Origin of the sequence: Bacillus inaquosorum KCTC 13429, from assembly GCF_000332645.1 — a bacterium.
Lineage (GTDB): Bacteria > Bacillota > Bacilli > Bacillales > Bacillaceae > Bacillus > Bacillus inaquosorum.
This window is the reverse complement of sequence record NZ_AMXN01000001.1, coordinates 47,255-71,252: the sequence shown is the minus strand read 5'-3', so window position 1 is coordinate 71,252 and position 23,998 is coordinate 47,255. Positions and strand designations below refer to the sequence as shown.

General features: G+C 46.2%; 21 protein-coding genes and 1 other annotated feature. Of the genes, 18 read left to right on the top strand and 3 right to left on the bottom strand.

What is annotated here, in order from left to right; translation table 11 throughout:
- Positions 1–227 precede the first annotated feature (227 nt).
- The 7 genes from lutR (at position 228) to ganB (ending at position 9,134) form a co-directional block, all read left to right on the top strand.
- The gene (gene lutR / locus BSI_RS20330) at positions 228–950 is read left to right on the top strand and encodes an L-lactate utilization/bacilysin biosynthesis transcriptional regulator LutR (protein ID WP_003235261.1); all 723 of its coding nucleotides are present in this window, start codon (positions 228–230) and stop codon (positions 948–950) included.
- Positions 951–1,131: 181 nt separating this feature from the next.
- Positions 1,132–2,124, top strand: a complete 993-nt coding sequence (gene ganR / locus BSI_RS20335) for a galactan degradation operon transcriptional regulator GanR (RefSeq protein ID WP_003235259.1) — start codon at positions 1,132–1,134, stop codon at positions 2,122–2,124.
- 141 nt (positions 2,125–2,265) lie between these two features.
- Positions 2,266–3,531 carry an arabinogalactan oligomer ABC transporter substrate-binding protein GanS gene (gene ganS, locus BSI_RS20340; protein ID WP_003235257.1) on the top strand — a complete coding sequence of 422 codons (1,266 nt, stop codon included), beginning with the start codon at positions 2,266–2,268 and terminating at the stop codon, positions 3,529–3,531.
- A gap of 39 nt (positions 3,532–3,570) precedes the next feature.
- On the top strand, positions 3,571–4,827 hold the full coding sequence (gene ganP, locus BSI_RS20345; protein ID WP_003235254.1) for a galactooligosaccharide ABC transporter permease GanP: 1,257 nt from the start codon (positions 3,571–3,573) through the stop codon (positions 4,825–4,827).
- A gap of 3 nt (positions 4,828–4,830) precedes the next feature.
- Complete coding sequence (gene ganQ, locus BSI_RS20350; protein ID WP_003235252.1) at positions 4,831–5,682, top strand: galactooligosaccharide ABC transporter permease GanQ; 852 nt, start codon at positions 4,831–4,833, stop codon at positions 5,680–5,682.
- Positions 5,683–5,700: 18 nt separating this feature from the next.
- On the top strand, positions 5,701–7,764 hold the full coding sequence (ganA, locus tag BSI_RS20355) for a beta-galactosidase GanA (protein WP_003235250.1): 2,064 nt from the start codon (positions 5,701–5,703) through the stop codon (positions 7,762–7,764).
- Positions 7,765–7,844: 80 nt separating this feature from the next.
- Entirely contained in the window at positions 7,845–9,134 is a 1,290-nt protein-coding gene (ganB, locus tag BSI_RS20360; protein ID WP_032731636.1) for an arabinogalactan endo-beta-1,4-galactanase, read from the top strand.
- Positions 9,135–9,186: 52 nt separating this feature from the next.
- Here the strand turns inward: ganB and rsbP are convergent, their stop codons facing one another.
- The gene (gene rsbP / locus BSI_RS20365; protein ID WP_003235245.1) at positions 9,187–10,398 is read right to left on the bottom strand and encodes a phosphoserine phosphatase RsbP; all 1,212 of its coding nucleotides are present in this window, start codon (positions 10,396–10,398) and stop codon (positions 9,187–9,189) included.
- A 33-nt stretch (positions 10,399–10,431) separates the two neighbouring features.
- Positions 10,432–11,241 carry a sigma factor SigB/phosphatase RsbP regulator RsbQ gene (gene rsbQ, locus BSI_RS20370; protein WP_003235244.1) on the bottom strand — a complete coding sequence of 270 codons (810 nt, stop codon included), beginning with the start codon at positions 11,239–11,241 and terminating at the stop codon, positions 10,432–10,434.
- A gap of 286 nt (positions 11,242–11,527) precedes the next feature.
- Between rsbQ and BSI_RS20375 the strand changes: the two genes are divergently transcribed.
- The 9 genes from BSI_RS20375 (at position 11,528) to BSI_RS20415 (ending at position 20,883) form a co-directional block, all read left to right on the top strand.
- Positions 11,528–12,433 (top strand): ABC transporter ATP-binding protein, encoded by a 906-nt coding sequence (locus tag BSI_RS20375; protein ID WP_080030772.1) that lies wholly within the window; start codon positions 11,528–11,530, stop codon positions 12,431–12,433.
- Positions 12,434–13,171: an ABC transporter permease gene (locus BSI_RS20380; RefSeq protein WP_003235242.1), complete on the top strand. Its 738-nt coding sequence runs from the start codon at positions 12,434–12,436 to the stop codon at positions 13,169–13,171.
- Between the two features lie 3 nt (positions 13,172–13,174).
- Positions 13,175–14,290 carry a sensor histidine kinase gene (locus BSI_RS20385; RefSeq protein WP_003235241.1) on the top strand — a complete coding sequence of 372 codons (1,116 nt, stop codon included), beginning with the start codon at positions 13,175–13,177 and terminating at the stop codon, positions 14,288–14,290.
- Positions 14,291–14,306: 16 nt separating this feature from the next.
- Complete coding sequence (gene yvfU / locus BSI_RS20390) at positions 14,307–14,909, top strand: two-component system response regulator YvfU (RefSeq protein WP_003235239.1); 603 nt, start codon at positions 14,307–14,309, stop codon at positions 14,907–14,909.
- Positions 14,910–15,096: 187 nt separating this feature from the next.
- Positions 15,097–15,813 carry a lactate utilization iron-sulfur protein LutA gene (gene lutA / locus BSI_RS20395; protein ID WP_003235238.1) on the top strand — a complete coding sequence of 239 codons (717 nt, stop codon included), beginning with the start codon at positions 15,097–15,099 and terminating at the stop codon, positions 15,811–15,813.
- Positions 15,814–15,839: 26 nt separating this feature from the next.
- Positions 15,840–17,279 carry a lactate utilization iron-sulfur protein LutB gene (gene lutB / locus BSI_RS20400; protein WP_003235236.1) on the top strand — a complete coding sequence of 480 codons (1,440 nt, stop codon included), beginning with the start codon at positions 15,840–15,842 and terminating at the stop codon, positions 17,277–17,279.
- Positions 17,279–18,001, top strand: a complete 723-nt coding sequence (gene lutC, locus BSI_RS20405) for a lactate utilization protein LutC (RefSeq protein WP_003235234.1) — start codon at positions 17,279–17,281, stop codon at positions 17,999–18,001. The genes lutB and lutC overlap by 1 nt, the downstream gene beginning before the upstream one ends.
- Positions 18,002–18,107: 106 nt before the next feature.
- Positions 18,108–19,142: a glycosyl hydrolase family 18 protein gene (locus BSI_RS20410; RefSeq protein ID WP_003235232.1), complete on the top strand. Its 1,035-nt coding sequence runs from the start codon at positions 18,108–18,110 to the stop codon at positions 19,140–19,142.
- 97 nt (positions 19,143–19,239) lie between these two features.
- Positions 19,240–19,475 (top strand) — a binding site (T-box leader).
- Between the two features lie 64 nt (positions 19,476–19,539).
- On the top strand, positions 19,540–20,883 hold the full coding sequence (locus BSI_RS20415; RefSeq protein WP_003235229.1) for an amino acid permease: 1,344 nt from the start codon (positions 19,540–19,542) through the stop codon (positions 20,881–20,883).
- Positions 20,884–20,922: 39 nt separating this feature from the next.
- Here the strand turns inward: BSI_RS20415 and BSI_RS20420 are convergent, their stop codons facing one another.
- On the bottom strand, positions 20,923–21,840 hold the full coding sequence (locus tag BSI_RS20420) for a DMT family transporter (protein WP_003235227.1): 918 nt from the start codon (positions 21,838–21,840) through the stop codon (positions 20,923–20,925).
- A 97-nt stretch (positions 21,841–21,937) separates the two neighbouring features.
- Here BSI_RS20420 and BSI_RS20425 point away from each other — a divergent pair, with 97 nt between their 5' ends.
- Both BSI_RS20425 and BSI_RS20430 read left to right on the top strand, forming a co-directional pair.
- Positions 21,938–22,816 (top strand): LysR family transcriptional regulator, encoded by an 879-nt coding sequence (locus tag BSI_RS20425; RefSeq protein WP_003235226.1) that lies wholly within the window; start codon positions 21,938–21,940, stop codon positions 22,814–22,816.
- 157 nt (positions 22,817–22,973) lie between these two features.
- Positions 22,974–23,984, top strand: a complete 1,011-nt coding sequence (locus BSI_RS20430) for an LLM class flavin-dependent oxidoreductase (RefSeq protein ID WP_003235224.1) — start codon at positions 22,974–22,976, stop codon at positions 23,982–23,984.
- Positions 23,985–23,998: the final 14 nt, after the last annotated feature.

Here is a 23,998-nt window from a genome sequence, read left to right as displayed (position 1 = left end):
CCCAAACCCCTCCTTGAAACATAAACTGGCGTTATATGTAAGCGGTTTCTAAAGATGATATGATCATCTGATGACTGGGTAATAAGACCAGTTACCTAGCATTATATTTTGAAAAAAATCAAAGTACAAGACTTTTTGACAAAATTGTCAAAATCTTTTGGCGGCCCCCAAAACAGAGTATAATAGATCGTAACCAGCCAGACCTACAAGTTACGGGGTGAATTGCATTGAAATACAAACAGATTAAAACAAAGAAAATATATGAAGAAGTGGCGGATGCATTATTAGATATGATCAAAAACGGCGAATTGAAGCCGGGAGATAAATTGGACTCCGTTCAGGCGCTTTCTGAAAGCTTTCAAGTCAGCCGCTCAGCGGTCCGCGAAGCACTTTCTGCATTAAAAGCGATGGGGCTTGTCGAGATGAAACAGGGAGAAGGCACGTACTTGAAGGAATTTGAACCGAATCAAATTTCTCAGCCGCTCTCAGCCGCGCTTCTTATGAAAAAAGAGGACGTCAAGCAGCTGCTCGAGGTCAGAAAACTGCTTGAAATCGGCGTGGCGTCATTAGCTGCTGAAAAAAGGACAGAAGAGGATCTCGAAAGAATTCATGCTGCGTTAAAGGAAATGAGCAGCATTGAAGCGGACGGGGAGCTGGGCGAGAAAGCAGACTTCGCATTTCATCTGGCGCTTGCTGACGCTTCCCAAAATGATCTTCTCAAACATTTGATGAATCATGTTTCATCATTGCTGCTGGAAACGATGAGAGAAACACGGAAAATCTGGCTGTTTTCCAAAAAGACCTCAGTTCAGCGGCTTTATGAGGAGCATGAACGGATTTACAAGGCCGTGGCAGCACAGGATGGAGCGCAGGCGGAGGCTGCCATGCTGGCGCATTTAACGAATGTGGAAGATGTGCTTTCGGGATATTTCGAGGAAAATGTGCAATAACCAACTCATTTCCCGGGCAATTCTGCCGGTGCCGCATGATACAAACAACCGAGACTGAGCCGCAAATGGTTCAGTCTTTTTACATGATGCAGTAAGGGCCTTGTGCACTTGACATTTACGGAAAAGGAAGTAAAATATTTTACTAAAATGTGCGGCAAGCTGAATAATGGAGGCAGATGCAATGGCGACAATTAAAGATATCGCGCAGGAAGCGGGATTTTCGATTTCAACCGTTTCCCGCGTTTTAAATAACGATGAAAGCCTTTCTGTTCCTGATGAGACACGGGAGAAAATCTATGAAGCGGCAGAAAAGCTCAATTACCGCAAGAAAACAGTAAGGCCGCTAGTGAAACATATTGTGTTTTTATATTGGCTGACAGATAAAGAAGAATTAGAAGATGTCTATTTTAAAACGATGAGATTAGAGGTAGAGAAACTGGCGAAAGCATTCAATATCGACATGACCACTTATAAAATATCGGATGGAATCGAAAGCATTCCTGAACATATCGAAGGGTTTATTGCTGTCGGCACATTTTCTGATCAAGAGCTGGCTTTCCTCAGAAATCTCACTGAAAACGGCGTCTTTATCGATTCAACTCCTGATCCCGATCATTTTGACTCGGTAAGGCCTGATTTAGCCCAAATGACAAGGAAGACGGTAAACATCCTGAGCGAGAAGGGGCATAAGACCATCGGGTTTATCGGCGGCACATACAAAAACCCCAACAACAATCAGGATGAAATGGACATCCGTGAACAAACCTTTAGATCCTATATGCGGGAAAAAGGCATGCTGGACGAGCGGTATATTTTCTGTCATCGCGGGTTCTCTGTAGAAAATGGCTACCGCTTGATGACAGCAGCGATTGACACATTAGGTGATCAGCTCCCGACCGCTTTTTTGATCGCGGCGGACCCGATTGCAGTAGGCTGTCTGCAAGCCCTGAATGAAAAGGGAATTGCCATACCGAACAGGGTGAGCGTTGTAAGCATCAACAACATCAGCTTCGCAAAGTATGTTTCGCCTCCTTTGACGACGTTTCATATTGATATACATGAATTGTGTAAAAATGCTGTTGAAATGCTGCTTGAACAAGTGCAAGACAAAAGAAGAACGGTAAAAACATTATATATAGGGGCGGAATTAATCGTCAGAAAGAGTATGAATTAACAATGGCTTAGGACACTAAGTCATTTTTTTATTTAGGTAAAAAAATTTACTGATAGAAGTAAATAGTTTGTTTACACATTTTCTCAGGCGTGCTATATTATTTTAAAAGCGCTTTCATTCATACCGAAAGGGTGACAATCAATGAAAATGGTAAAAAAGTGTTCCGTACTCATGCTCTGCTCGGCTGTCAGTTTATCCTTGGCGGCTTGCGGCCCAAAGGAAAGCAGCAGTGCTAAATCAAGTTCGAAAGGGTCAGAGCTTGTCGTGTGGGAGGATAAAGAAAAGAGCATCGGCATTAAAGACGCCGTTGCTGCGTTTGAAAAAGAGCATGATGTAAAGGTTAAAGTCGTGGAAAAACCGTATGCCCAGCAGATTGAAGATTTGCGGATGGACGGACCGGCCGGCACGGGGCCTGACGTGTTAACAATGCCAGGTGACCAAATCGGAACGGCTGTGACGGAAGGATTACTTAAGGAATTACATGTCGAAAAGGACGTTCAATCGCTCTATACTGACGCTTCCATTCAGTCTCAAATGGTAGATCAAAAGCTTTATGGGCTGCCTAAAGCGGTCGAAACGACAGTGCTTTTTTACAACAAAGATCTCATCTCAGAGAAGGAATTGCCGCAAACGCTGGAAGAGTGGTACGACTATTCTAAAAAGACAGCTGACGGAAGCAAGTTTGGATTTTTAGCCCTGTTCGATCAAATTTATTACGCGGAAAGTGTGATGAGCGGATACGGCGGATACATTTTCGGTAAGAATCATGACGGCAGCTATAACCCGTCTGACATCGGGATCAATCATGAAGGCGCTGTCAAAGGTGCGGCGCTGATTCAGAAGTTTTACAAAGAGGGCTTATTCCCGGCCGGCATAATTGGAGAACAAGGGATTAATGTGCTGGAATCACTGTTCACAGAAGGAAAAGCCGCCGCGATTATTTCGGGCCCGTGGAATGTAGAAGCCTTTTCGAAAGCAGGAATCAATTATGGCATAACGAAACTGCCGAAGCTGGAAAATGGGAAAAACATGAGCTCCTTTATCGGCGTCAAAAGCTACAACGTCAGTGCGTTTTCAAAGAATGCGGAGCTGGCGCAAGAATTAGCCGTTTTTCTCGCGAACGAAAAGAATTCTAAAACACGATATGAACAAACGAAGGAAGTCCCTGCTGTGAAATCCTTAGCCAATGACCAGGCTATTATGAAAAGCGAGGCGGCACGGGCTGTTACTGAACAATCCCGCTTCTCAGAGCTGACGCCAAATATCCCGGAAATGAATGAAATATGGACGCCGGCTGATTCGGCATTACAAACGATTGCAACAGGAAAAGCGGATCCCAAACAAGCATTGGATCAAGCAGCTGAAACGGCCAAAGGACAAATCAAGGCAAAGCACAGCGGAAAATAAAGAGAAAGCTAGATTTGTATTGTAAGAGAGGTGAAAACGGTGCAGCATCGTCAAATCGCTTTGTTCCTGTCAATCATCCCGGGGCTGGGGCAATTTTATAACAAGCAATGGATAAAAGGTTTTGTCTTTCTTTTCTTAGGCGCATCGTTTTTTGCGGTCTTTGGAGATCTGCTCAATATGGGGTTTTGGGGAATCTTTACTCTGGGAACAGAAGTGCCGCGGGATAATTCCGTGTTTCTCCTGGCGGAAGGGATTATCGCTGTGATTGTGACCTGCTTTGGCCTTGCGGTGTATTATGCGAATCTTCGCGATGCGTTTCAAAGCGGAAAACGGCGTGATGAAAACAAGCCGTTGGGTTCCCTAAAGGAACAATACCAAAATATCATTTCTCAGGGCTATCCTTATGTTGTCAGCGGCCCATCTTTGTTTATTTTAATATTCGCCGTGGTTTTTCCGATCTTGTTCAGCTTTGCAGTAGCTTTTACAAACTATGATTTGTACCATTCCCCTCCTGCTAAATTAATCGATTGGGTCGGTTTTCAAACCTTCTCAAACATCTTCACAGTTGATATTTGGAGATCGACTTTTTTTGATGTGCTGGCTTGGACGGTGGTTTGGACACTTGCCGCATCCACACTGCAAGTCAGTTTAGGGATTTTTCTCGCGATCATTGTCAATCAGAAAGACATTCGTTTTAAACGCTTTTTCCGGACGATTCTGATTTTGCCCTGGGCCGTTCCCGGATTTGTAACGATTTTAATTTTTGCAGGGCTGTTTAATGACAGCTTCGGTGCGATGAATCACGACATCTTGGCTTTTTTCGGGATAGAGCCTCTTCCGTGGATGACAGATGCCAATTGGTCTAGGCTTGCGCTGATTCTCATGCAGGGCTGGCTCGGGTTTCCGTACATCTTTCTTGTCTCAACAGGCGTGTTGCAGTCGATCCCGGACGATCTGTATGAAGCAGCCACGATTGATGGCGCTTCTGTCTTCGCAAAGCTGAGATACATCACGCTTCCAATGGTGTTCATTGCCATGGCTCCGATTATCATTACTCAGTTTACGTTTAATTTTAATAACTTTAATATTATCTATCTATTCAATGGCGGCGGTCCGGCTGTCACCGGATCAACAGCTGGCGGGACAGATATCCTCGTTTCGTGGATTTATAAATTGACAATGCAGTCCAGCCAATATTCACTCGCCGCGGCTTTAACGATTTTATTATCTGTGTTCGTCATTTCCATTGCATTGTGGCAGTTCAGGCGGACGAAGTCTTTTAAAGAGGAGGCATGAAGCATGCTGGCAGATATGAAGGTCAGAAAATTTATCCGTCTCCTTTTCTCTTACTTGTTGTTAGCCTGTATGACGGTCATCATCGTTTATCCTCTCCTTTGGACGGCAGGCGCTAGCTTTAACCCCGGAAACAGCTTGATCAGTACATCCATCATTCCGAAGCATCCGACATTCGACCATTACAAGGAATTATTTGCGGGCAAAGAAAGCCTTCAATATGTGCAGTGGTATATCAACTCAATGAAGATTAGCCTGTTTACGATGGCGGGGTCTTTGATCTGTGTGACATTTACCGCCTATGCGTTTTCACGCTTTCGATTTAAAGGGAGGAAATACGCTTTAACCCTCTTTTTATTGCTGCAAATGATTCCCCAGTTTTCGGCTTTAATTGCCTTGTTCGTATTGGCGCAAATCTTGGGGATGATCAATAGCCACTGGCTGTTAATCTTGCTTTATATCGGCGGCCTGATCCCGATGAATACGTATTTGATGAAAGGGTACATGGATTCCATCCCGATGGATTTAGACGAAAGCGCCAAGATTGACGGGGCCAGCAGCACAAGAATCTTCTTCCAGATCATTCTGCCATTATCAAAACCGATGGCGGCAGTGGTCGCTATGAACGGCTTTACCGGCCCGCTCGGAGATTTTGTGCTGTCCTCAACGATATTGAGAACGCCTGAATCATATACATTGCCCGTCGGCCTATTCAATTTAGTGAACGATGTCATGGGGGCCAGCTATACGACATTTGCGGCCGGAGCCCTGCTCATCAGCATCCCGGTTGCCGTCATCTTTATCATGCTGCAAAAGAATTTTGTGTCCGGATTAACCGCAGGGGGAACGAAAGGCTAGGAGAATAAGGAGGAGAATATGATGTCGAAGCTTGAAAAAACGCACGTAACAGAAGCAAAATTTATGCTCCACGGAGGAGACTACAATCCTGATCAGTGGCTTGATCGGCCCGATATTTTAGCTGATGATATCAAGCTGATGAAGCTTTCTCATACGAATACGTTTTCTGTCGGCATTTTTGCATGGAGCGCGCTTGAGCCGGAGGAGGGCGTATATCAATTTGAATGGCTGGATGATATTTTTGAACAGATTCACAGCATAGGCGGCAGAGTCATATTAGCAACGCCAAGCGGAGCGCGTCCTGCCTGGCTATCGCAAACCTATCCTGAAGTTTTACGTGTCAATGCTTCCCGAGTCAAACAGCTGCACGGCGGAAGGCACAACCACTGCATCACATCAAATGCCTACCGTGAAAAAACGCGCCACATCAACCGGTTATTAGCAGAGAGATATGGCAATCATCCGGCGCTGTTAATGTGGCATATTTCAAACGAATACGGAGGAGATTGCCACTGCGAACAGTGCCAGCATGCTTTCAGGGAGTGGCTGAAATCGAAATATGACAACAGCCTCAAGACATTAAATCATGCGTGGTGGACTCCTTTTTGGAGCCATACATTCAATGACTGGTCACAGATCGAAAGCCCTTCGCCGATCGGTGAAAATGGCTTGCATGGCTTGAATTTAGATTGGCGCCGGTTTGTCACCGATCAAACGATTTCGTTTTATGAAAATGAAATCATTCCGCTGAAGGAACTGACGCCTGATATCCCTATCACAACGAACTTTATGGCTGATACACCGGATTTGATACCGTATCAAGGCCTCGACTACAGCAAATTTGCGAAGCATGTCGATGTCATCAGCTGGGACGCTTATCCGGTTTGGCACAATGACTGGGAAAGCACAGCTGATTTAGCGATGAAGGTCGGCTTTATCAACGACCTGTACCGAAGCCTGAAGCAGCAGCCTTTCTTATTAATGGAGTGTACGCCAAGCGCAGTCAATTGGCACAACGTCAACAAGGCGAAGCGCCCGGGCATGAATCTGCTGTCGTCCATGCAAATGATTGCCCACGGTTCGGACAGCGTTCTCTATTTCCAATACCGTAAATCACGAGGGTCATCAGAAAAATTGCACGGGGCAGTAGTGGATCATGACAATAGCCCGAAGAACCGGGTCTTTCAAGAAGTGGCCAAAGTCGGCGAGACATTAGAACGGCTGTCCGAGGTTGTCGGAACGAAGAGGCCCGCTGAAACCGCTATTTTATATGACTGGGAAAATCATTGGGCGCTCGAGGATGCTCAGGGGTTTGCGAAGGCGACAAAACGTTATCCGCAAACGCTTCAGCAGCATTATCGCACATTCTGGGAACACGATATCCCTGTCGACGTCATCACGAAAGAACAAGATTTTTCACCATATAAACTGCTGATCGTCCCGATGCTGTATTTGATGAGCGAAGGCACCATTTCCCGTTTGAAAGCGTTTACGGCTAACGGGGGCACTTTAGTCATGACGTATATCAGCGGAATTGTAAATGAGCATGATTTAACGTACACAGGCGGATGGCATCCGGACCTGCAGGCTATTTTCGGGATTGAGCCTCTTGAAACTGACACGCTGTATCCGAAGGATCGAAATGCTGTCAGCTATCGCAGCCAAACATATGAAATGAGGGATTATGCAACGGTGATCGATGTCAAGACCGCATCAGCAGAAGCGGTGTATCAAGAAGATTTTTATGCGCGTACGCCAGCGGTGACAAGCCATCAATATCAGCAGGGCAAGGCGTATTTTATCGGTGCGCGTTTAGAAGATCAATTTCATCGGGATTTCTATAAAGGACTGATCACAGACCTGTCGCTTTCTCCTGTTTTTCTGGTTCGGCACGGAAAAGGCGTCTCCGTACAAGCGAGGCAGGATCAGGACCATGATTATATTTTTGTCATGAATTTTACGGAAGAAAAGCAGCTGGTCACGTTTGATCAGAGTGTGAAGGATATGATGACAGGAGACATATTGTCAGGCGACCTGACGATGGAAAAATATGAAGTGAGAATCGTCGTAAACACACATTAGGCTGATGCTCCGCTCGATTTGGGCGGATTCTTTTTTCTTGTATATTTGAAAACGCTTACTTTGGAGAGAGGGGTGGAATCATGAGAAGCAGAGTGAAAATGTTCTTTGCGGCTGTTATCGTGTGGAGTGCATTCAGTTCAACGGGATATGCCGCTGCCATTGAGGGGGAGAAACATGTACCAGAGCTTCAGACAGATGAGCTTTTCGTTAAAAAAGTAGAGGGTATGAACAAGGATTTTATCAAAGGGGCAGATGTGTCCAGTGTTATTGCTTTAGAAAACAGCGGCGTCACCTTTTACAATACAAGCGGAAAACCTCAGGACATCTTTACAACCTTAAAACAAGCTGGCGTCAACTATGTTCGCGTCCGCATCTGGAATGACCCATATGATTCAAATGGCAACGGGTATGGAGGAGGAAACAATGATATCCAAAAAGCGATCGAAATCGGAAAAAGAGCGACAGCGAACGGAATGAAGGTGCTGGCCGACTTTCATTATTCTGATTTCTGGGCCGATCCTGCGAAACAGAAGGTGCCCAAAGCTTGGACGAATCTCAGCTTTGAAGCTAAAAAAGCAAAGCTCTATGAGTATACGAAACAAAGCCTTCAAAAGATGATCAAGGAAGGCGTCAACATCGGCATGGTTCAAGTCGGAAATGAAACAACAGGGGCATTTGCCGGCGAAACCGATTGGGCGAAGATGAGCCAATTGTTTAACGAAGGAAGCCGAGCGGTCAGGGAAACAAACCGCGGCATTCTGGTCGCACTGCATTTTACCAATCCTGAAACGACTGGAAGGTATTCATTTATTGCAGAAACACTACGCAAAAACAAAGTGGATTATGATGTGTTTGCCAGCTCGTATTATCCTTTCTGGCACGGCACAGTACAGAATTTGACCTCCGTGCTGAAGGCTGTCGCTGATACGTACGGCAAAAAAGTTATGGTCGCGGAGACATCATACACCTATACCGCTGAGGATGGCGACGGTCATGAAAATACAGCGCCAAAAAGCGGGCAGACGCTGCCATATCCAATGTCCGTTCAAGGCCAGGCAGATGCGATAAGAGATGTGATGCAGGCTGTAGCAAATACGGGCACGGCAGGACTTGGCGTTTTCTATTGGGAGCCTGCGTGGATTCCAGTCGGGCCGAAAACGCAAATAGAGAAAAACAAAGTGTTATGGGAAACGTACGGGTCAGGCTGGGCCTCCAGCTACGCTGCCGAATACGACCCTGAAGATGCCGGGAAATGGTATGGGGGAAGCGCTGTGGATAATCAAGCTTTGTTTGATTTTAACGGACACCCGTTGCCTTCCTTGCAGGTGTTTCAATATGCGGAGTCAGGACATAACCCGAAAAAACGCTGAAACAGAAAATCCATGAGATGTAACAAATCATTGTTATGTCTCATGGATGTTTTTATTTCAAATCAACTACTATAAAACATTCGTCATCACTTTTATGATGGGCTTCCTTATGTTGATGCAGTGATGTAAGCATTTTCTCTTTCAGGTCGGTAATAGGCAACTCGGGATGCTCCTTCAATAAATCAAATAAATAACATGAAGCCGTAGGGTCCATCACGCCATCTGTATAAAGAAGAAGCCTTCCGCCCTCCGTGTATGGAAGGCTGCTTGACTGAAACACCGTGTCTTCAAACATCCCGATCGGAGGCGCAGTTGCCTGCAGCAGATTTTGGGTTCCTCCGGCGCCCTGCCATAATGCCGGGGGATGCCCTGCGTTGACATAATCAATTCTTTGCCGGGCTGTATCAATCTCGAGATAAATGGCAGTGCAATAATGTCTTGCTTCCTCATCATTTTGAAACAAGCTGTGAAGATGGCGGTCTAATTCTTTCATGACTTTGACGGGACTGAGACCTTGCGTGATCTGGCGCTGGAACAAAGGATGAAGAGACATCGTAATCAAAGCAGATGAAATCCCATGACCCATCACATCAAGGATAATAATGCCGTAACGGTGTTCATCGATTTGATAAAATCCGTATAGATCACCTGATAAGTCACTGGATGCTTTGTAATAAGACTCAATCTGAATCTGATCATTTACAATCGGTTCAGTCAACGAGTTTTCCTGAATCTTTCTGGCGAGCTCAAGCTCTCTTTTGGTGTTTAATTTAAATTGCTGATTTTGTTTGTTGATCTCAAGAAGCTCTTCTTGTTTAGCCTTCAGCTTTCCTAAAGCAATTTCTAATTCTGCATTGGCTTTCTGTTTGGCAAACAAAGCTTCCTGGGCCGCGTTTCTGGCCATCAGCAGTTCATTTTCATATTCATTTCGCTTCCGCATCGGAATCAGAACACACTCGGTGACAGATGCACCGCGATCAGCTCTTACAACCGCATTGACAAGGACGGGAATTTCTTCTCCATCTCTTGTTTGCAGGGAAATGTACATTTCTTCAATGTGCTGCTCCAGTTTCAAAAGCGGAACAAAATAAAGCTGGTAGAAAAGCTGTGCGGAAACGGTCAAGATCGTATCCATATGCTGGCCGATTACCTGTTCCTGCTCATATTTTAGGATGTTGAGCAGGGTACGGTTGACCGCTATAATTGAACCCTCTTCTGACAAAGTGAGGAAACCGCATGGTGCATTATTCAATTGTTTGTCCATTCAGAGGGTCACCTCTATCCCTTTCGTTCCATATCACACGTGTGCTTTCAAATAATCGCTGATCAGCTGTATCGTCTCTTCAGGATGGCTCATGTGGGGACAATGCCCGCGAGCCTCCATTTGTTTCAGCCTGCTATAAGGCAGGTGCTTATGCATATACTCACCTACTGTTGTCGGTGCGATGATATCATCTGCGCATTGGAGAATAAGAGAGGGAACCGTTACCTTCGAAAGATCCTCCCGGTGATCAGAAAAAAACGCTGCTTTCGCGAATTGGCGGGCAATCACAGGGTCAGTAGAACAAAAACGGCTTTCAAGCTCTTCCCTGATTTCAGGCCGGTCTGGCTGATTCAGAACGGTGGCCGCAAATACAGTTGCCCAGCCTATGTAATTTTTCTCCATCATCTCCAGTAAACCAATTAGCTGTTCCTCCTCAAATCCTCCGTAATACTCAGGCGGATCATTCAAATAGCAAGGAGAAGGGCCCACCATCACCAGATGGGAAAAGTGTTCCGGACGGCGGATGGAAGCAAGCATCCCAATCACAGCTCCGACAGAGTGACCCACAAACACGGTATCTTCCAGATCTAGAGCTTCACAAACATCTAGAACATCTTGGGCATAGCCGTCAAGTGTCCGGTAACGATTCAGGTCATATGCGCGCAAATCTGAATGTCCCGAACCGACGTAATCAAATAAAATGACCTGATGATCTTCTTCGAAGGCCGGCGCCACGGCATTCCACACGCTTTGATCGCATCCAAAACCAGGTGCAAAAATGATAGATGCTTTGCCGCTGCCTTTCACCTTCACATCATTTCGAGACAAAATCGCTTCGTTCATGATTGGCTCCTTTCAGCTGGAGAGTAAAATAAAGTTCAATATGTATATCATAACACTCGGGCGGTTTGAAGAGGGTGTCTTTCTATGAAAGTAAATAGCAGTTTAAAAGAAAGAGGACATCCGGCATAGGAGAGCTGGATGAATTGGAAGATGTAGAGGATGGATGGCCTAGGCACCTGCGGCGGGAAAGAATATGACATTTGTCACTCAATCATCATGACACCCCATACTAACATCATCATCTCAGTCATTTTACAATCAATGTAAGCCATCAGGAGGTGCTCATGTGATGAATGAGGCAGTATCAGTAAGCAATGTGACAAAACATTTCCAGCAAAAAACAGCTGTAAACAACATCAGCTTCAGCATTGAAAAAGGAGAAATTGCAGCCATTCTCGGACCGAATGGGGCAGGGAAGACGACCGTTATCTCCATGATATTAGGATTGCTGAAACCGACTAAGGGAGAAATCAAACTATTTAACCGGCTTCCCGATGATCAACGGGTTCGCGAAAAAATAGGCGTGATGCTGCAGGAAGTGAGTGTCATGCCGGGTCTAAAGGTGAATGAAATCCTCGAACTCTTCCGAAGCTATTATCCGAATCCATTGTCCATGAAAGAACTCGTTTCGTTAACAGCACTCACAAAAGAAGACTTGAAAACAAGAGCAGAAAAATTATCCGGCGGACAAAAACGCCGTTTGAGCTTTGCTTTGGCTCTTGCCGGGAACCCGGAGCTGCTTATATTCGATGAACCGACAGTCGGAATGGACACATCATCAAGACATCGATTCTGGCAGACCATTCATGGACTGGCGGATCAAGGGAAAACGATTATTTTCTCAACTCACTATTTACAGGAAGCAGATGATGCCGCACAGCGAATCTTATTTTTTGCTGATGGACGGCTTGTGGCAGACGACTCACCAATGCAGCTCCGCTCTAGGATTCAAAAACAGTCTGTTTCTTTTACGCTCCATTCAGATGAATCATTGGAAAAGCTGTCTCGTCACCCGGAAGTAGAGCGAGTGATCCAAAAGCATCAGAGAACCATCATCCAAACATCAAATACAGACCAAGTTTTAGCGCTGATCTTTCAAGAAAACATACATGCACGCGATATTCGAATTGAGCAAGGAACGCTTGATGAGGCATTTCGTCAGCTGGCTGACGGAAACAGGGAGGCGATGTGAGTGAACATGCTCCAGAAGCAAAGCATAGCTGAAATGAAAAGGGTGCTTAGGAATAAGTACTTTGTACTTTGGTCGCTGATGATGCCGATTGCTTTTTATTATCTCTTTACCAATGTAGTGAATACCAACGTCCCTGATCAACGTGCATGGGACGCCCATTACTTAATGTCGATGACAGTCTTCAGCGTGATGGGTTCTTCCATCATGACGCTTGGAATCCGTATGGTTCAAGAACGGTCACAGGGCTGGACTGCCTTTATCCGCATTACGCCTCTTCCGGATCATATTTATTTATCAGCTCAGATGATTGGCCAAAGTGTGATTCACGTTTTATCCATTACCGTCATTTTTCTTTTCGGCGCCATTATCAATGACATTGCCTTGTCACCGTTTGAATGGATCATGAGCGGACTGTGGATTTTGTTTGGCGCATTGCCGTTTTTAGCATTAGGCACACTAATAGGCCTCATGAGAAAAGTAGAAACAGCGGCCGGAATCAGTAATGTGCTTTACATGCTGCTGGCTTTAGGCGGTGGCATGTGGATGCCGTTTGAGATCATGCCTGACATGATGCAGAACATTGGCCGGTGGCTTCCGTCTTATCATTTCGGGAGCGGAGCGTGGGAACTTGTCCGAGGCGAATTCCCATCCTGGAAAAATATTCTGATATTAATCGCTTATTTGATGCTCTTCATGCTACTATCTAAGTATATTAGAAGAAAACAAGAAGCGGTGTAATACATGAAAAAGGCAATATCAATTTTCCCGAAGCAATTCGGGTTTTTCCCTTATATCTTTCTGGTGTACACCATTATGCCGTTCCTCTCTTTATTGAAAGAATCAGGCATCAAACAGGTGATTGGATATGGCATGCTGGTCCTTTTTGTCGCAGCATATCGCCAGTTGTTCTGCAGCTTGGGCAGAGGATCGTTTACGTGTTGGCTCATCGTGCAAATGGCAGTTATTTTTATATACAGTCTGTTTTATGATATCAGCTATATGTACTTAGGTTTTTTCCCGGCAAACTTTGTTGGGTATTACAGAGAGAAAACGAAGTTTAACCGTGCTTTCTGCGGTTTAATCTTCATGTTGCTGCTCCCTTGTCTGTATCAATTATTTGCGAATTCGGTCTCAATTCGGGAGCTTTTCTCTATTCTTCCATTTCAGGTCATCATGCTCATTTCTCCATTCGGAATCCGTTCTATGTTTCGGAGAATAGAGCTTGAAACGAAGCTTGACCAAGCAAACGAACAGATAAGGGAACTCTCCAAAAGGGAGGAGCGCGTTCGAATCGCCCGTGATCTTCACGATACCCTCGGCCATACCCTGTCGCTCCTTACATTAAAAAGCCAGCTGATTCAGCGGCTGGCAACATCTGATCCAGAACGGACACGGCTTGAGGCAAAAGAAATGGAAACAAGCTCACGAGCCGCACTTAAGCAAGTTCGTGAGCTTGTTTCTGATATGAGAACGGTCACGATGACGGAGGAGCTCGCCAACATTCAGCACATATTAAAAACGGGGAACATTACCTTTCAATACGAAGGAGACGAAGACTTTTCAGCAATATCTCCCGTCACTCAAAACATTATCAGTATGTGTATGCGGGAAGCCGTGACCAATATCATCAAGCATAGTAAAGCAACCCACTGCGCCATCACCATTTCTCAGTTTGCTGACAAAATGAGGATTGTCATACGGGATGACGGAAAGGGAGCGGCAAAGGAGAAAACATTTGGGAATGGCCTGCGGGGAATGGAAGAACGGCTCATGCTCATTGAAGGAGGATTAACGCTTTCAGCCCATAACGGAACGGTTTTGACACTGACGATTCCGCTTATTAAAAAAGCAGAATGATAGGAGGACGAAAAGAATGATTCGTCTGTTTATTGCTGAGGACCAGCGAATGCTTTTAGGCGCTTTGGGATCTCTGCTTGATTTAGAAAAGGATATGACAGTCATCGGACAAGCATTAAACGGGGAAGAGGCGCTAAAAGCCATTTTGAAGCTGGAGCCGGATGTGTGCATCATGGACATTGAAATGCCGGTTCGAAGCGGGCTGGATGTGGCAGAGGCATTAATGCAAAAAGGCTGCGGCAGCAAGGTCATTATATTAACCACCTTTGCCCGCCCCGGATATTTTGAACGCGCCGTCAAAGCCGGCGTACATGGCTACCTGCTGAAAGACGGGGAAATTGACGATCTGGCCGATGCCATCCGAAAGTGTGTAAAGGGAAAACGAGTGTTCAGCCCGGAGCTGACGTTTAATATGATTAGAGACGAAAATCCTCTCACTGTAAGAGAGCAAGAAATTCTGCGGCTGGCGGCTTTAGGCAAGACAACAAAAGATATTACGCTTGAACTCTATTTATCTCAAGGCACAGTCCGAAACTATATATCAGAAATCATCCAAAAGCTTGATGCGAAAAATCGGACAGAAGCCGCCAGCATTGCTGAGGAAAAGGGCTGGATTTAACCATATGTTTTTCACCATCACGGCACTCCTGAAAGATCAGGAGTGTTTTTATATGCCCGCAAATGAAAATATCCCCAGAAAACCCTTTCCTTCCATTATCAGAATAGTGTACGATATTCATATAGTTATTTTAACTCAGGTCATCTGATGACCTGATCATATATTGGGGATGAGAGAGGGGTTCATCATGAAAGTCTCACTTTTTGTCACTTGTCTTGTTGATATGTTTCAAACAAACGTAGGAAAAGCAACGGTTGAGCTGCTGGAGCGGCTTGGGTGTGAGGTTGATTTTCCGGAGGGGCAGATCTGCTGCGGCCAGCCGGCATACAACAGCGGTTACGTGAATGATGCCAAAAAAGCAATGAAACGAATGATTGAAACGTTTCAGGAGTCAGATTATGTCGTCAGTCCATCCGGTTCCTGCACCACAATGTTCAGGGAGTATCCGCACCTGTTTAAAGATGACCCGAAATGGGCGGATAAAGCGCAGAAGCTTGCGGATAAAACGTATGAATTAACGGATTTCATCGTGAACGTCCTCGGGGTGGAGGATGTCGGCGCAACCCTTCATAAAAAAGCAACCTTACATACGTCATGCCATATGACAAGGCTCCTCGGGGTATCGGAGGAGCCGATGAAGCTGCTGAGCCATGTGAAAGGGCTTGAATTCACGCCGCTTCCGGGCAAACACAATTGCTGCGGATTCGGAGGAACATTCTCCGTCAAAATGGCGCAGATCTCTGAACAGATGGTCGATGAAAAAGTCGCATGCGTGGAGGAAACGGAAGCAGAGGTGCTGATCGGTGCTGACTGCGGCTGTTTGATGAATATCGGGGGACGGCTTGACCGAAAAGACAAGAATGTCAAAGTGATGCACATCGCCGAAGTGCTCAACAGCAGATAAAACTGGATTCAGAGGGGGAAAGGATCATGGCGATGAAAATCGGTACTGACGCTTTTAAAGAGCGGGTATCACAGGGGATTGATAATGAATTTATGAGAGGCGCTGTTTCAGGTGCGCAGGAACGTCTGCGGACACGGCGCCTTGAAGCAGCCGAAGAGCTGGGAAACTGGGAAGAGTGGCGCTCGCTATCAGAGGAAATCAGGCAGCATGTCCTTGAAAACCTCGATTTCTATCTCGGCCAGCTTGCGGAAAATGTGGCGAAAAGAGGCGGGCATGTCTATTTCGCGGAAACATCGGAAGAGGCGTCTTCTTACATTCGCGATGTCATTCAAAAGAAGAACGGGAAGAAAATCGTGAAATCAAAATCAATGGTCACAGAGGAAATCAATCTGAATGAGGTGCTGGAACAGGAAGGCTGCGAAGTCGTCGAAACCGACCTCGGCGAGTATATTTTGCAGATTGATGATCATGATCCGCCGTCACATATCGTAGCGCCCGCCCTTCATAAAAATAAAGAGCAGATACGCGATGTGTTTAAAGAGAGGCTGGACTATCAACATACAGAAAAACCGGAAGAGCTCGTCATGCATGCGCGCACCATCCTCCGGGAAAAGTTTCTGGAAGCGGATATCGGCATTACCGGCTGTAACTTCGCCATCGCTGACACGGGCTCTGTCAGCCTTGTGACCAATGAAGGTAACGGACGGCTTGTGAGCACTTTGCCGAAAACGCAAATCACCGTGATGGGCATGGAGCGGATTGTCCCGTCATTTTCTGAATTTGAAGTGCTTGTCAGCATGCTGACAAGAAGCGCTGTCGGACAGCGGCTGACAAGTTATATTACGGCTTTGACAGGCCCGAGGCTGGAAGGGGAAGTGGACGGGCCGGAGGAATTCCATCTTGTCATTGTTGACAATGGCCGCTCCAACATTCTCGGTACGGAATTCCAGTCTGTGCTGCAATGTATCCGCTGTGCCGCCTGTATCAATGTCTGCCCTGTGTACCGCCATGTCGGCGGACACTCTTACGGCTCAATTTATTCGGGGCCGATCGGAGCGGTTTTATCGCCGCTGCTCGGCGGTTATGACGATTTTAAGGAGCTCCCGTACGCGTCTACATTGTGCGCGGCTTGTTCAGAAGCCTGCCCGGTCAAAATTCCACTTCACGAGCTGCTTCTCAAGCATCGCCAGAACATCGTCGAAAAAGAAGGAAGAGCGCCGATCAGCGAAAAGCTTGCGATGAAAGCGTTCGGACTTGGCGCGTCCTCTTTGTCGCTTTATAAAATGGGCTCAAAATGGGCGCCAGTCGCCATGACGCCTTTTACAGAGGACGAAAAAATTTCGAAAGGGCCCGGCCCGCTCAAAAGCTGGACTCAGATCCGCGACTTCCCGGCACCGCATAAATCAAGATTCAGAGACTGGTTTACAGACAGAGAAACAAGTGAACGCACGAAGGAGGAGCAGTGATGACGAAGGGAACCGTTCAGAACCAGGAGAGCTTTTTAAACCGGATCGCATCACGCCTGGGCCGTGAAAGAAGAACAGGAGGCGTGGCAGTCCCTGAGTGGGCGCACCAGCCGCAATATAAAACACTTGAAGGATATTCAGCAGATGACTTAGTGACAGTGCTCAAAAACCATTGTGTCAAAATCCATACAGAGCTGATTGAAACCGATTCAACCGGCCTTTACGATGCCCTCCGCGAACAAGTCAGCCGGTTTTCCGGAGGCCCTGTCATCATTCCGAAAGACTCCCGCTTTGAAGCATACGGACTAAAAAGCCTGCTTACCAAAGACTGGCCGAGCGATGGAACACCGGTCTGGGAGTGGGATGCTGACAAAGGCGAAGAAAATATCAAAAAAGCGGAGCAAGCCAATGTAGGGATCACATTCAGTGAAATCACACTGGCTGAGTCGGGGACGGTTGTCCTCTTTTCCTCAAAAGACATCGGCCGGTCCGTCAGCCTTCTGCCGACGACCTATATTGCGATTGTGCCGAAATCAAGCATTGTACCGAGAATGACGCAAGCCAGTGATATCATCCGCCAAAACATTGCGGACGGCGTCACTGTTCCCTCATGCGTCAACTACATTACCGGACCGAGCAACTCAGCCGACATCGAAATGGATTTGGTCGTCGGGGTGCACGGACCTGTAAAGGCTGCATACATTCTCGTATCTGATCGCTGATCTCAGGAAGCCCGGCATGTGCTGCCGGGCTTTTTGCTTGAAAAAACTTCAACTTCCAATTTTTTGGCCGATGAGAAGAGTATGACTTGAAAAAGGAGGAAATGCGATGAAAAAATGGCTGATTATTGCTGTTTCACTGGCAATTGCGATCGTGCTGTTTATGTATACAAAAACAGAAGCGAAGGCAGCCGGCATGACATTAGGCTACACCACTGGAGATACGGCCTCATACAATTCTCTTACGAAATATCATTCATACATGAATTCCATCGCCACAGATACGTTTGCCTTTGAAAAAAACGGACAAGTCATTGGCGATGCCCCGAGCAAGCAGCTGACATATGCGAAAAAGAAAAAAATCAAGACATGGGCTGTCATTTCAAACTATAATGACGCCATATACGATTTTGACGGAGATTTAGCGAGTCGAGTCATGAGTAATAAAACAGCGAAAAAACGATTCACAGATCAGCTGATAGAACTGGCCAAAAAGCACTCATACTACGGTATCAATATCGATTTTGAAGCAGTGCATCCAGAAGACCGATCCAAATACTCAAGCTTCATTCAATATGTCTCACAGGCTCTGAAAAAGAAACATATTAAAACAATGGTTTCCGTTCCGGCCAAAAGCGCCGATGATCAAAACGATGACTGGAGCTGGCCGTATGATTATGCGAAAATCGGTAAATATGCCGACTACGTACAAGTCATGACTTACGACGAACACGGCATATGGGGCGAGCCGGGATCAGTGGCAAGCACAAGCTGGATCAAAAGCTCTCTGCAGTTTTCAGTCAAAAAAATCAAAGCCAATAAAGTCATTATGGGAATCCCTGCGTACGGCTATGACTGGGATGTAAAAGACGGAAGCGGCAGCGCCATGCGGGAATGGAATGAACTTAAGTCCCTCATCAAGAAGCAGAAAGCAAAGCCGGCATTCAACAAAAAATCAGGTTCGATGACGTTTTCTTACGTTGACAAAAAGAAGCATAAACATGTCGTGTGGTATGAAAATGAGAAAACCGTTCAAACGAAAAGCCATCTGGCAAAGCAATATAAAATAGCAGGTGTCTCAGTCTATGCATTAGGAAACGAGTCAGAATCCTTTTGGAAAGCCATCCAAAAAGGGACAAAATAACAGTTTCTTTTTTCTCTGAAGTTATTGACAGGTAAAAGAGAAGCACGTATATTATGTTAATATATTCAGATCATAAAATTTAAGTTTTTCAGAAAACTACAACACATAGAATGGGAGCAGTAAAAGAAAGAGATCAGAAAAGAGAGCTGCGGGGTGGTGCGACGCAGCCTGATTCTTCTTTGAACTCGCCCGGGAGTGGTAAGACGGAACGGAATAGATTGAATATTCCCTATGTTTTAACGGCTAACCTTCGTTACAGGTCAAAAGCTGGATTCTTTACGAAGAATCAACAAGAGTGGTACCGCGGTCAGCCAAAGGCTCGTCGTCTCTTTATCTATTAGATAGGAGACGGCGGGCTTTTTTTGTTTTTGAAAATGAGAAGGAGAGGTACAAGAGGATGAAAAAGGACAATCAGACGTTAAAACGCACGATGACGTCCCGCCATATTATGATGATGGCGCTGGGCGGAGCAATCGGCGCAGGTTTATTTAAAGGGAGCAGCTCAGCGATCGATGTGGCAGGTCCATCTGTCATTATCGCATACCTGCTCGGCGGAATTATTTTGCTGTTTATTATGCAGGGGCTCGCGGAAATGGCTGTGCGCAATCGTAACGCCAGAACCTTCCGAGATCTTGTCCAGCAGGTATTAGGAAATTACGCTGCTTATTTCTTGGATTGGATATACTGGAAAATGTGGGTGCTTAACATTGCGGCTGAAGCTGTTGTCGCTGCGATCTTTATTCAATATTGGCTGCCGGGCTGCCCGATCTGGGTGCTGGCATTAGGGATTTCTCTTATCGTCACGATTGTGAACTTGCTTTCTGTTAAAATCTTTGCCGAAACTGAATATTGGCTGGCAATGATCAAGATTACCGTTATTATTGTCTTTATTATTTTAGGATTATTGCTCTTATTTGTATCATTCGGTGATCATACAGCTGCCGGGTTTTCAAACCTGACAGAGCACGGCGGATTTTTCCCGCACGGCGGCACAGGGCTGATTACGGCGATGCTTGTCGTGATCTACTCCTACGGCGGTACAGAAATTATCGGTGTGACGCTTGCTGAGACAAAGAATCCTGAAAAGGTTGTCCCGAAAGCAGTCCGCAGCACATTGACACGGATTGTCGCGTTCTACCTGCTGCCGTTTTTCATCATCGTCAGCCTGATTCCATGGAATCAAGTCAATTCCGTTCCAGAAAGTCCTTTCGTCATGGTCTTTAAAATGGTAGGCATTCCGGGCGCGGATCATATCATGAACGCAGTCATCCTGCTGGCGATCATTTCTTCAATGAATTCAGGTTTATACGGATCATCACGCATTTTATATACACAGGCTACTGACGGAAGGCTCCCGAAGATCTTTTCGAAGCTTTCATCGAAAAATGTACCGATGTTTGCGATTCTGATGTGCACTTCCTCTCTATATATTGGCGTATTGATTTCTCTGTTCGCAGGAAGCCAAACCTTTAATTACTTAATGGGATCTTTGGGGTATACCGTTTTATTCATTTGGCTGATCATCGGATTTGCTCATTTGAAATCGAGAAAAGAGCAAACAGAAACACCGGCCTATTATGTAAAATGGTTCCCGTACACGACATGGTTTGCGGTTTTGGCGTTACTCGCCATTCTGATCGGGGTCATCATGACAACGTCAATTGTCATTACCCTCATCACTGCCGCGATTTATCTTTTGATTACAATTTTTTATTGGATCAATGGACGTAAACATCAGTAAATGAGAAACCTCTTGTCACAACGACAAGAGGTTTTTTTATTATTGTGCAGCCTTCTCATTTACACCAATCGCCGCCGCTTTCTGTGCTTTTGATTTTGAATTCACGAGGCAGATGCTCGTCACAATCAGCAGCAGACCCGCCAAGAGGCTTAAGGTAAGCGGTTCATGAAGGAAAATGGAGCTTGCCACGATCGAAATGAGCGGAATCAAAAAGGTGTAGGATGCGACCTTGCTTGCTTCTCCTGAACCGACAAGTGTAAAAAAGACAAGCCATCCAAGCGCGATAACGAAGACAGAGATGAACAACAGGCTCGTAATAAACGGAACTGTCCATTGGATCGCAGAAAAGCTTTCTGTCCAAAAGCCGGATATAAGCAGAAACACGCTTCCGATCGTCAGCTGCAAAGCGACCATCCAGATGGAATCGACGCGGCTGCCTGTTTTTTTCATATATATTGTCCCGAGCGCCCAGCTGAGTGCGGAGCCGAGAGCCAGCAGAACCCCAATGACAGAAATATGCCCTCCAAAGCCTGCGGCACTGATGACAGCTACTCCCGCAAAACCGAGGATAAGCCCGATCACTTTCAGCGCAAACATGGATTCGCCGAGCCAAAGCCAAGAAAACACGCCCATCAGCACCGGCTGAAAGAAGACGATCGCGGAAAACAGTCCCGCCGGGAGGTAATTCAGCCCGATCGTTTGCAGGCCGTAGAATAACGTAATATTTAAAAGTGCAGAAACAAGATAAATCGGCCACGTTTCTTTTAATCGCAATTTATGAATACGCGGCAGTGCGACGATGACTAATAAAAGCCCGCCGATCAGCGTCCGGATGCCCGCGAACAATAATGGCGGCGAATAGGCGAGCGCTGCTTTCGACAGCGGCCAATTGATGCCCCACGTGATGACGAGAAAGGCGAGAAGGATAGCTGTCTGCGTTTTTGAAAGCTGTTTCACTTTTCAATCACTCCTTGTAGAACTTTTTCATTATGATACTGTAGAATATAAGATAAATAAAATGAATCTTTTTTATAAGGAGCATAAGTAAATTGTTATGACCATTACACAATTAAGGGTTTTTGTAAAAATAGCTGAAACGGGGAGCTTTACAAAAGCGGGGCAGGCGCTGAACATGACACAGCCGGCTGTCAGCCATGCGATTTCTGCGATCGAGGCTGAGCTTGATGTGAAGCTGATCATTCGTGACCGCCGCAATGGCCTGATGCTGACCGATACGGGGAAAAAGATCTTAGTCCACATCAGGGAAGTCTTAAAAGGCATTGAAAAAGTTGAGCAAGTGGCAGCCGCGGAAAAAGGGCTTGAACTGGGAACGATCCATATCGGCACATTCTCAACTGCCTCGGCTTATTTTATGCCGAAGCTGATCAGTGAGTTTAAACAAAAATATCCGAAACTGGAGCTTGTGCTGCACGAAGGAACGGTAGATGAAGTCAAGGAGTGGCTTCACACGCGAATGATAGATGTCGGCATTCTTCTGTATCCGACGGAGGAAATCGAGTACATTCCGCTGAAAAAAGACAAAATGTCCGTCGTTCTCAGGGACGATCACCCGCTTTGCAGCCGTTCGGCCATTACGCTGAAAGATCTCGATCACGAACCGATGATCGTCTGTGACGGGGGCTATGAATCACCTTTTATCGATATGTTCAGGCAGGCGGGTGCTACGCTGAACGCCGCTTTCACAGTCTATAACATGAACACCTCGATCAGTATGATCAGAGAAGGACTGGGCCTGGCGATCTTATCAGAAATGTCCATGTCGGGCATGCCGCTGCCGGAGCATGTGGTGACGCGGGATCTGGACCCGCCGGTATACCGTGATGTGCAGCTTGCTGTTCCGTCATTAAAGGAGGCTTCTCTGGCGGCTAAACTATTTATTGATATGGCGCAGGAACTGTTTGGGGCAAAATAACGGTGCCAAACCGTTCGTTTTATATTGTTCGAATTTCATCGAATCAAATTCTTTTATTCCTGATTGCAGTTGTGTTATGGTGTGATAGAAGTCCTTTCGATCATGACTTGTCAGCTTGAGGCTGTTTACTGATATCACAATTGCAAAGGAGAAAAACATGTCTACTCAACAACGCAAAGATACCTTGCTTTCTGTCTTGAATTTATCTCCGGTTGTTCAGGGAGGAACGGTTGCGGAATCATTCCGAAACAGCATGGACTTAGCGCGCCGTGCTGAGGAATGGGGCTATCATCGCTACTGGCTCGCTGAGCATCATAATATAGAAGGTGTCGCAAGCTCTGCCACAGCGGTTCTGATTGGCCATATTGCCGGCGGCACAAAGAAAATCCGCGTCGGTTCCGGCGGTATTATGCTTCCGAACCACTCATCACTAGTGATTGCCGAGCAATTCGGCACACTGGAAACGCTGTATCCCGGACGGATTGATCTGGGGCTCGGACGTGCTCCGGGAACGGACCAATTGACAGCAAGAGCGCTCCGCAGAAACATCAACAGCGGTGAAGATTTCCCGGAACAATTAGAGGAACTGCGCAATTACTTTAAACCATCCGGAAATGTGCGCAATCAAGTCCGCGCCATTCCGGGAGAGGGCATAGATGTGCCGATTTGGCTGCTGGGCTCAAGCGGCTTCAGCGCCCGTCTGGCAGGCGAACTAGGTCTTCCGTTTGCATTCGCCGCTCATTTTTCACCGGCGAATACGGTTCCCGCTTTGGAGCTGTACCGCAATTCCTTTACGCCGTCAGACGTGCTCGATGAACCGTATGCGATGGTCGGCGTCACCATTATCGCGGCAGATACAAACCAGAAAGCGCAGCACCTTGCGACTTCGCATTATCAAAGATTTCTTGACCTTGTCCGCGGCACGCCGAATCAGCTTAAGCCGCCTGTTGAGGATATGGATCAAATCTGGAGCCCGTATGAAAAAGCAATGGTCAATGAGCAGCTGAGCTCGACGATTGTCGGCGGTCCGGAAGAAGTGAAGGCGAAGCTCGAAGACTTTGTCAATACGACACAGGCTGATGAAATTATGGTCAACTCAGAAACCTTTGAACATACAGATAGAATGCGTTCGTTTGAAATCATCGCAGACGTTTGGAAAAACAGATAACAATTATAAAAAAA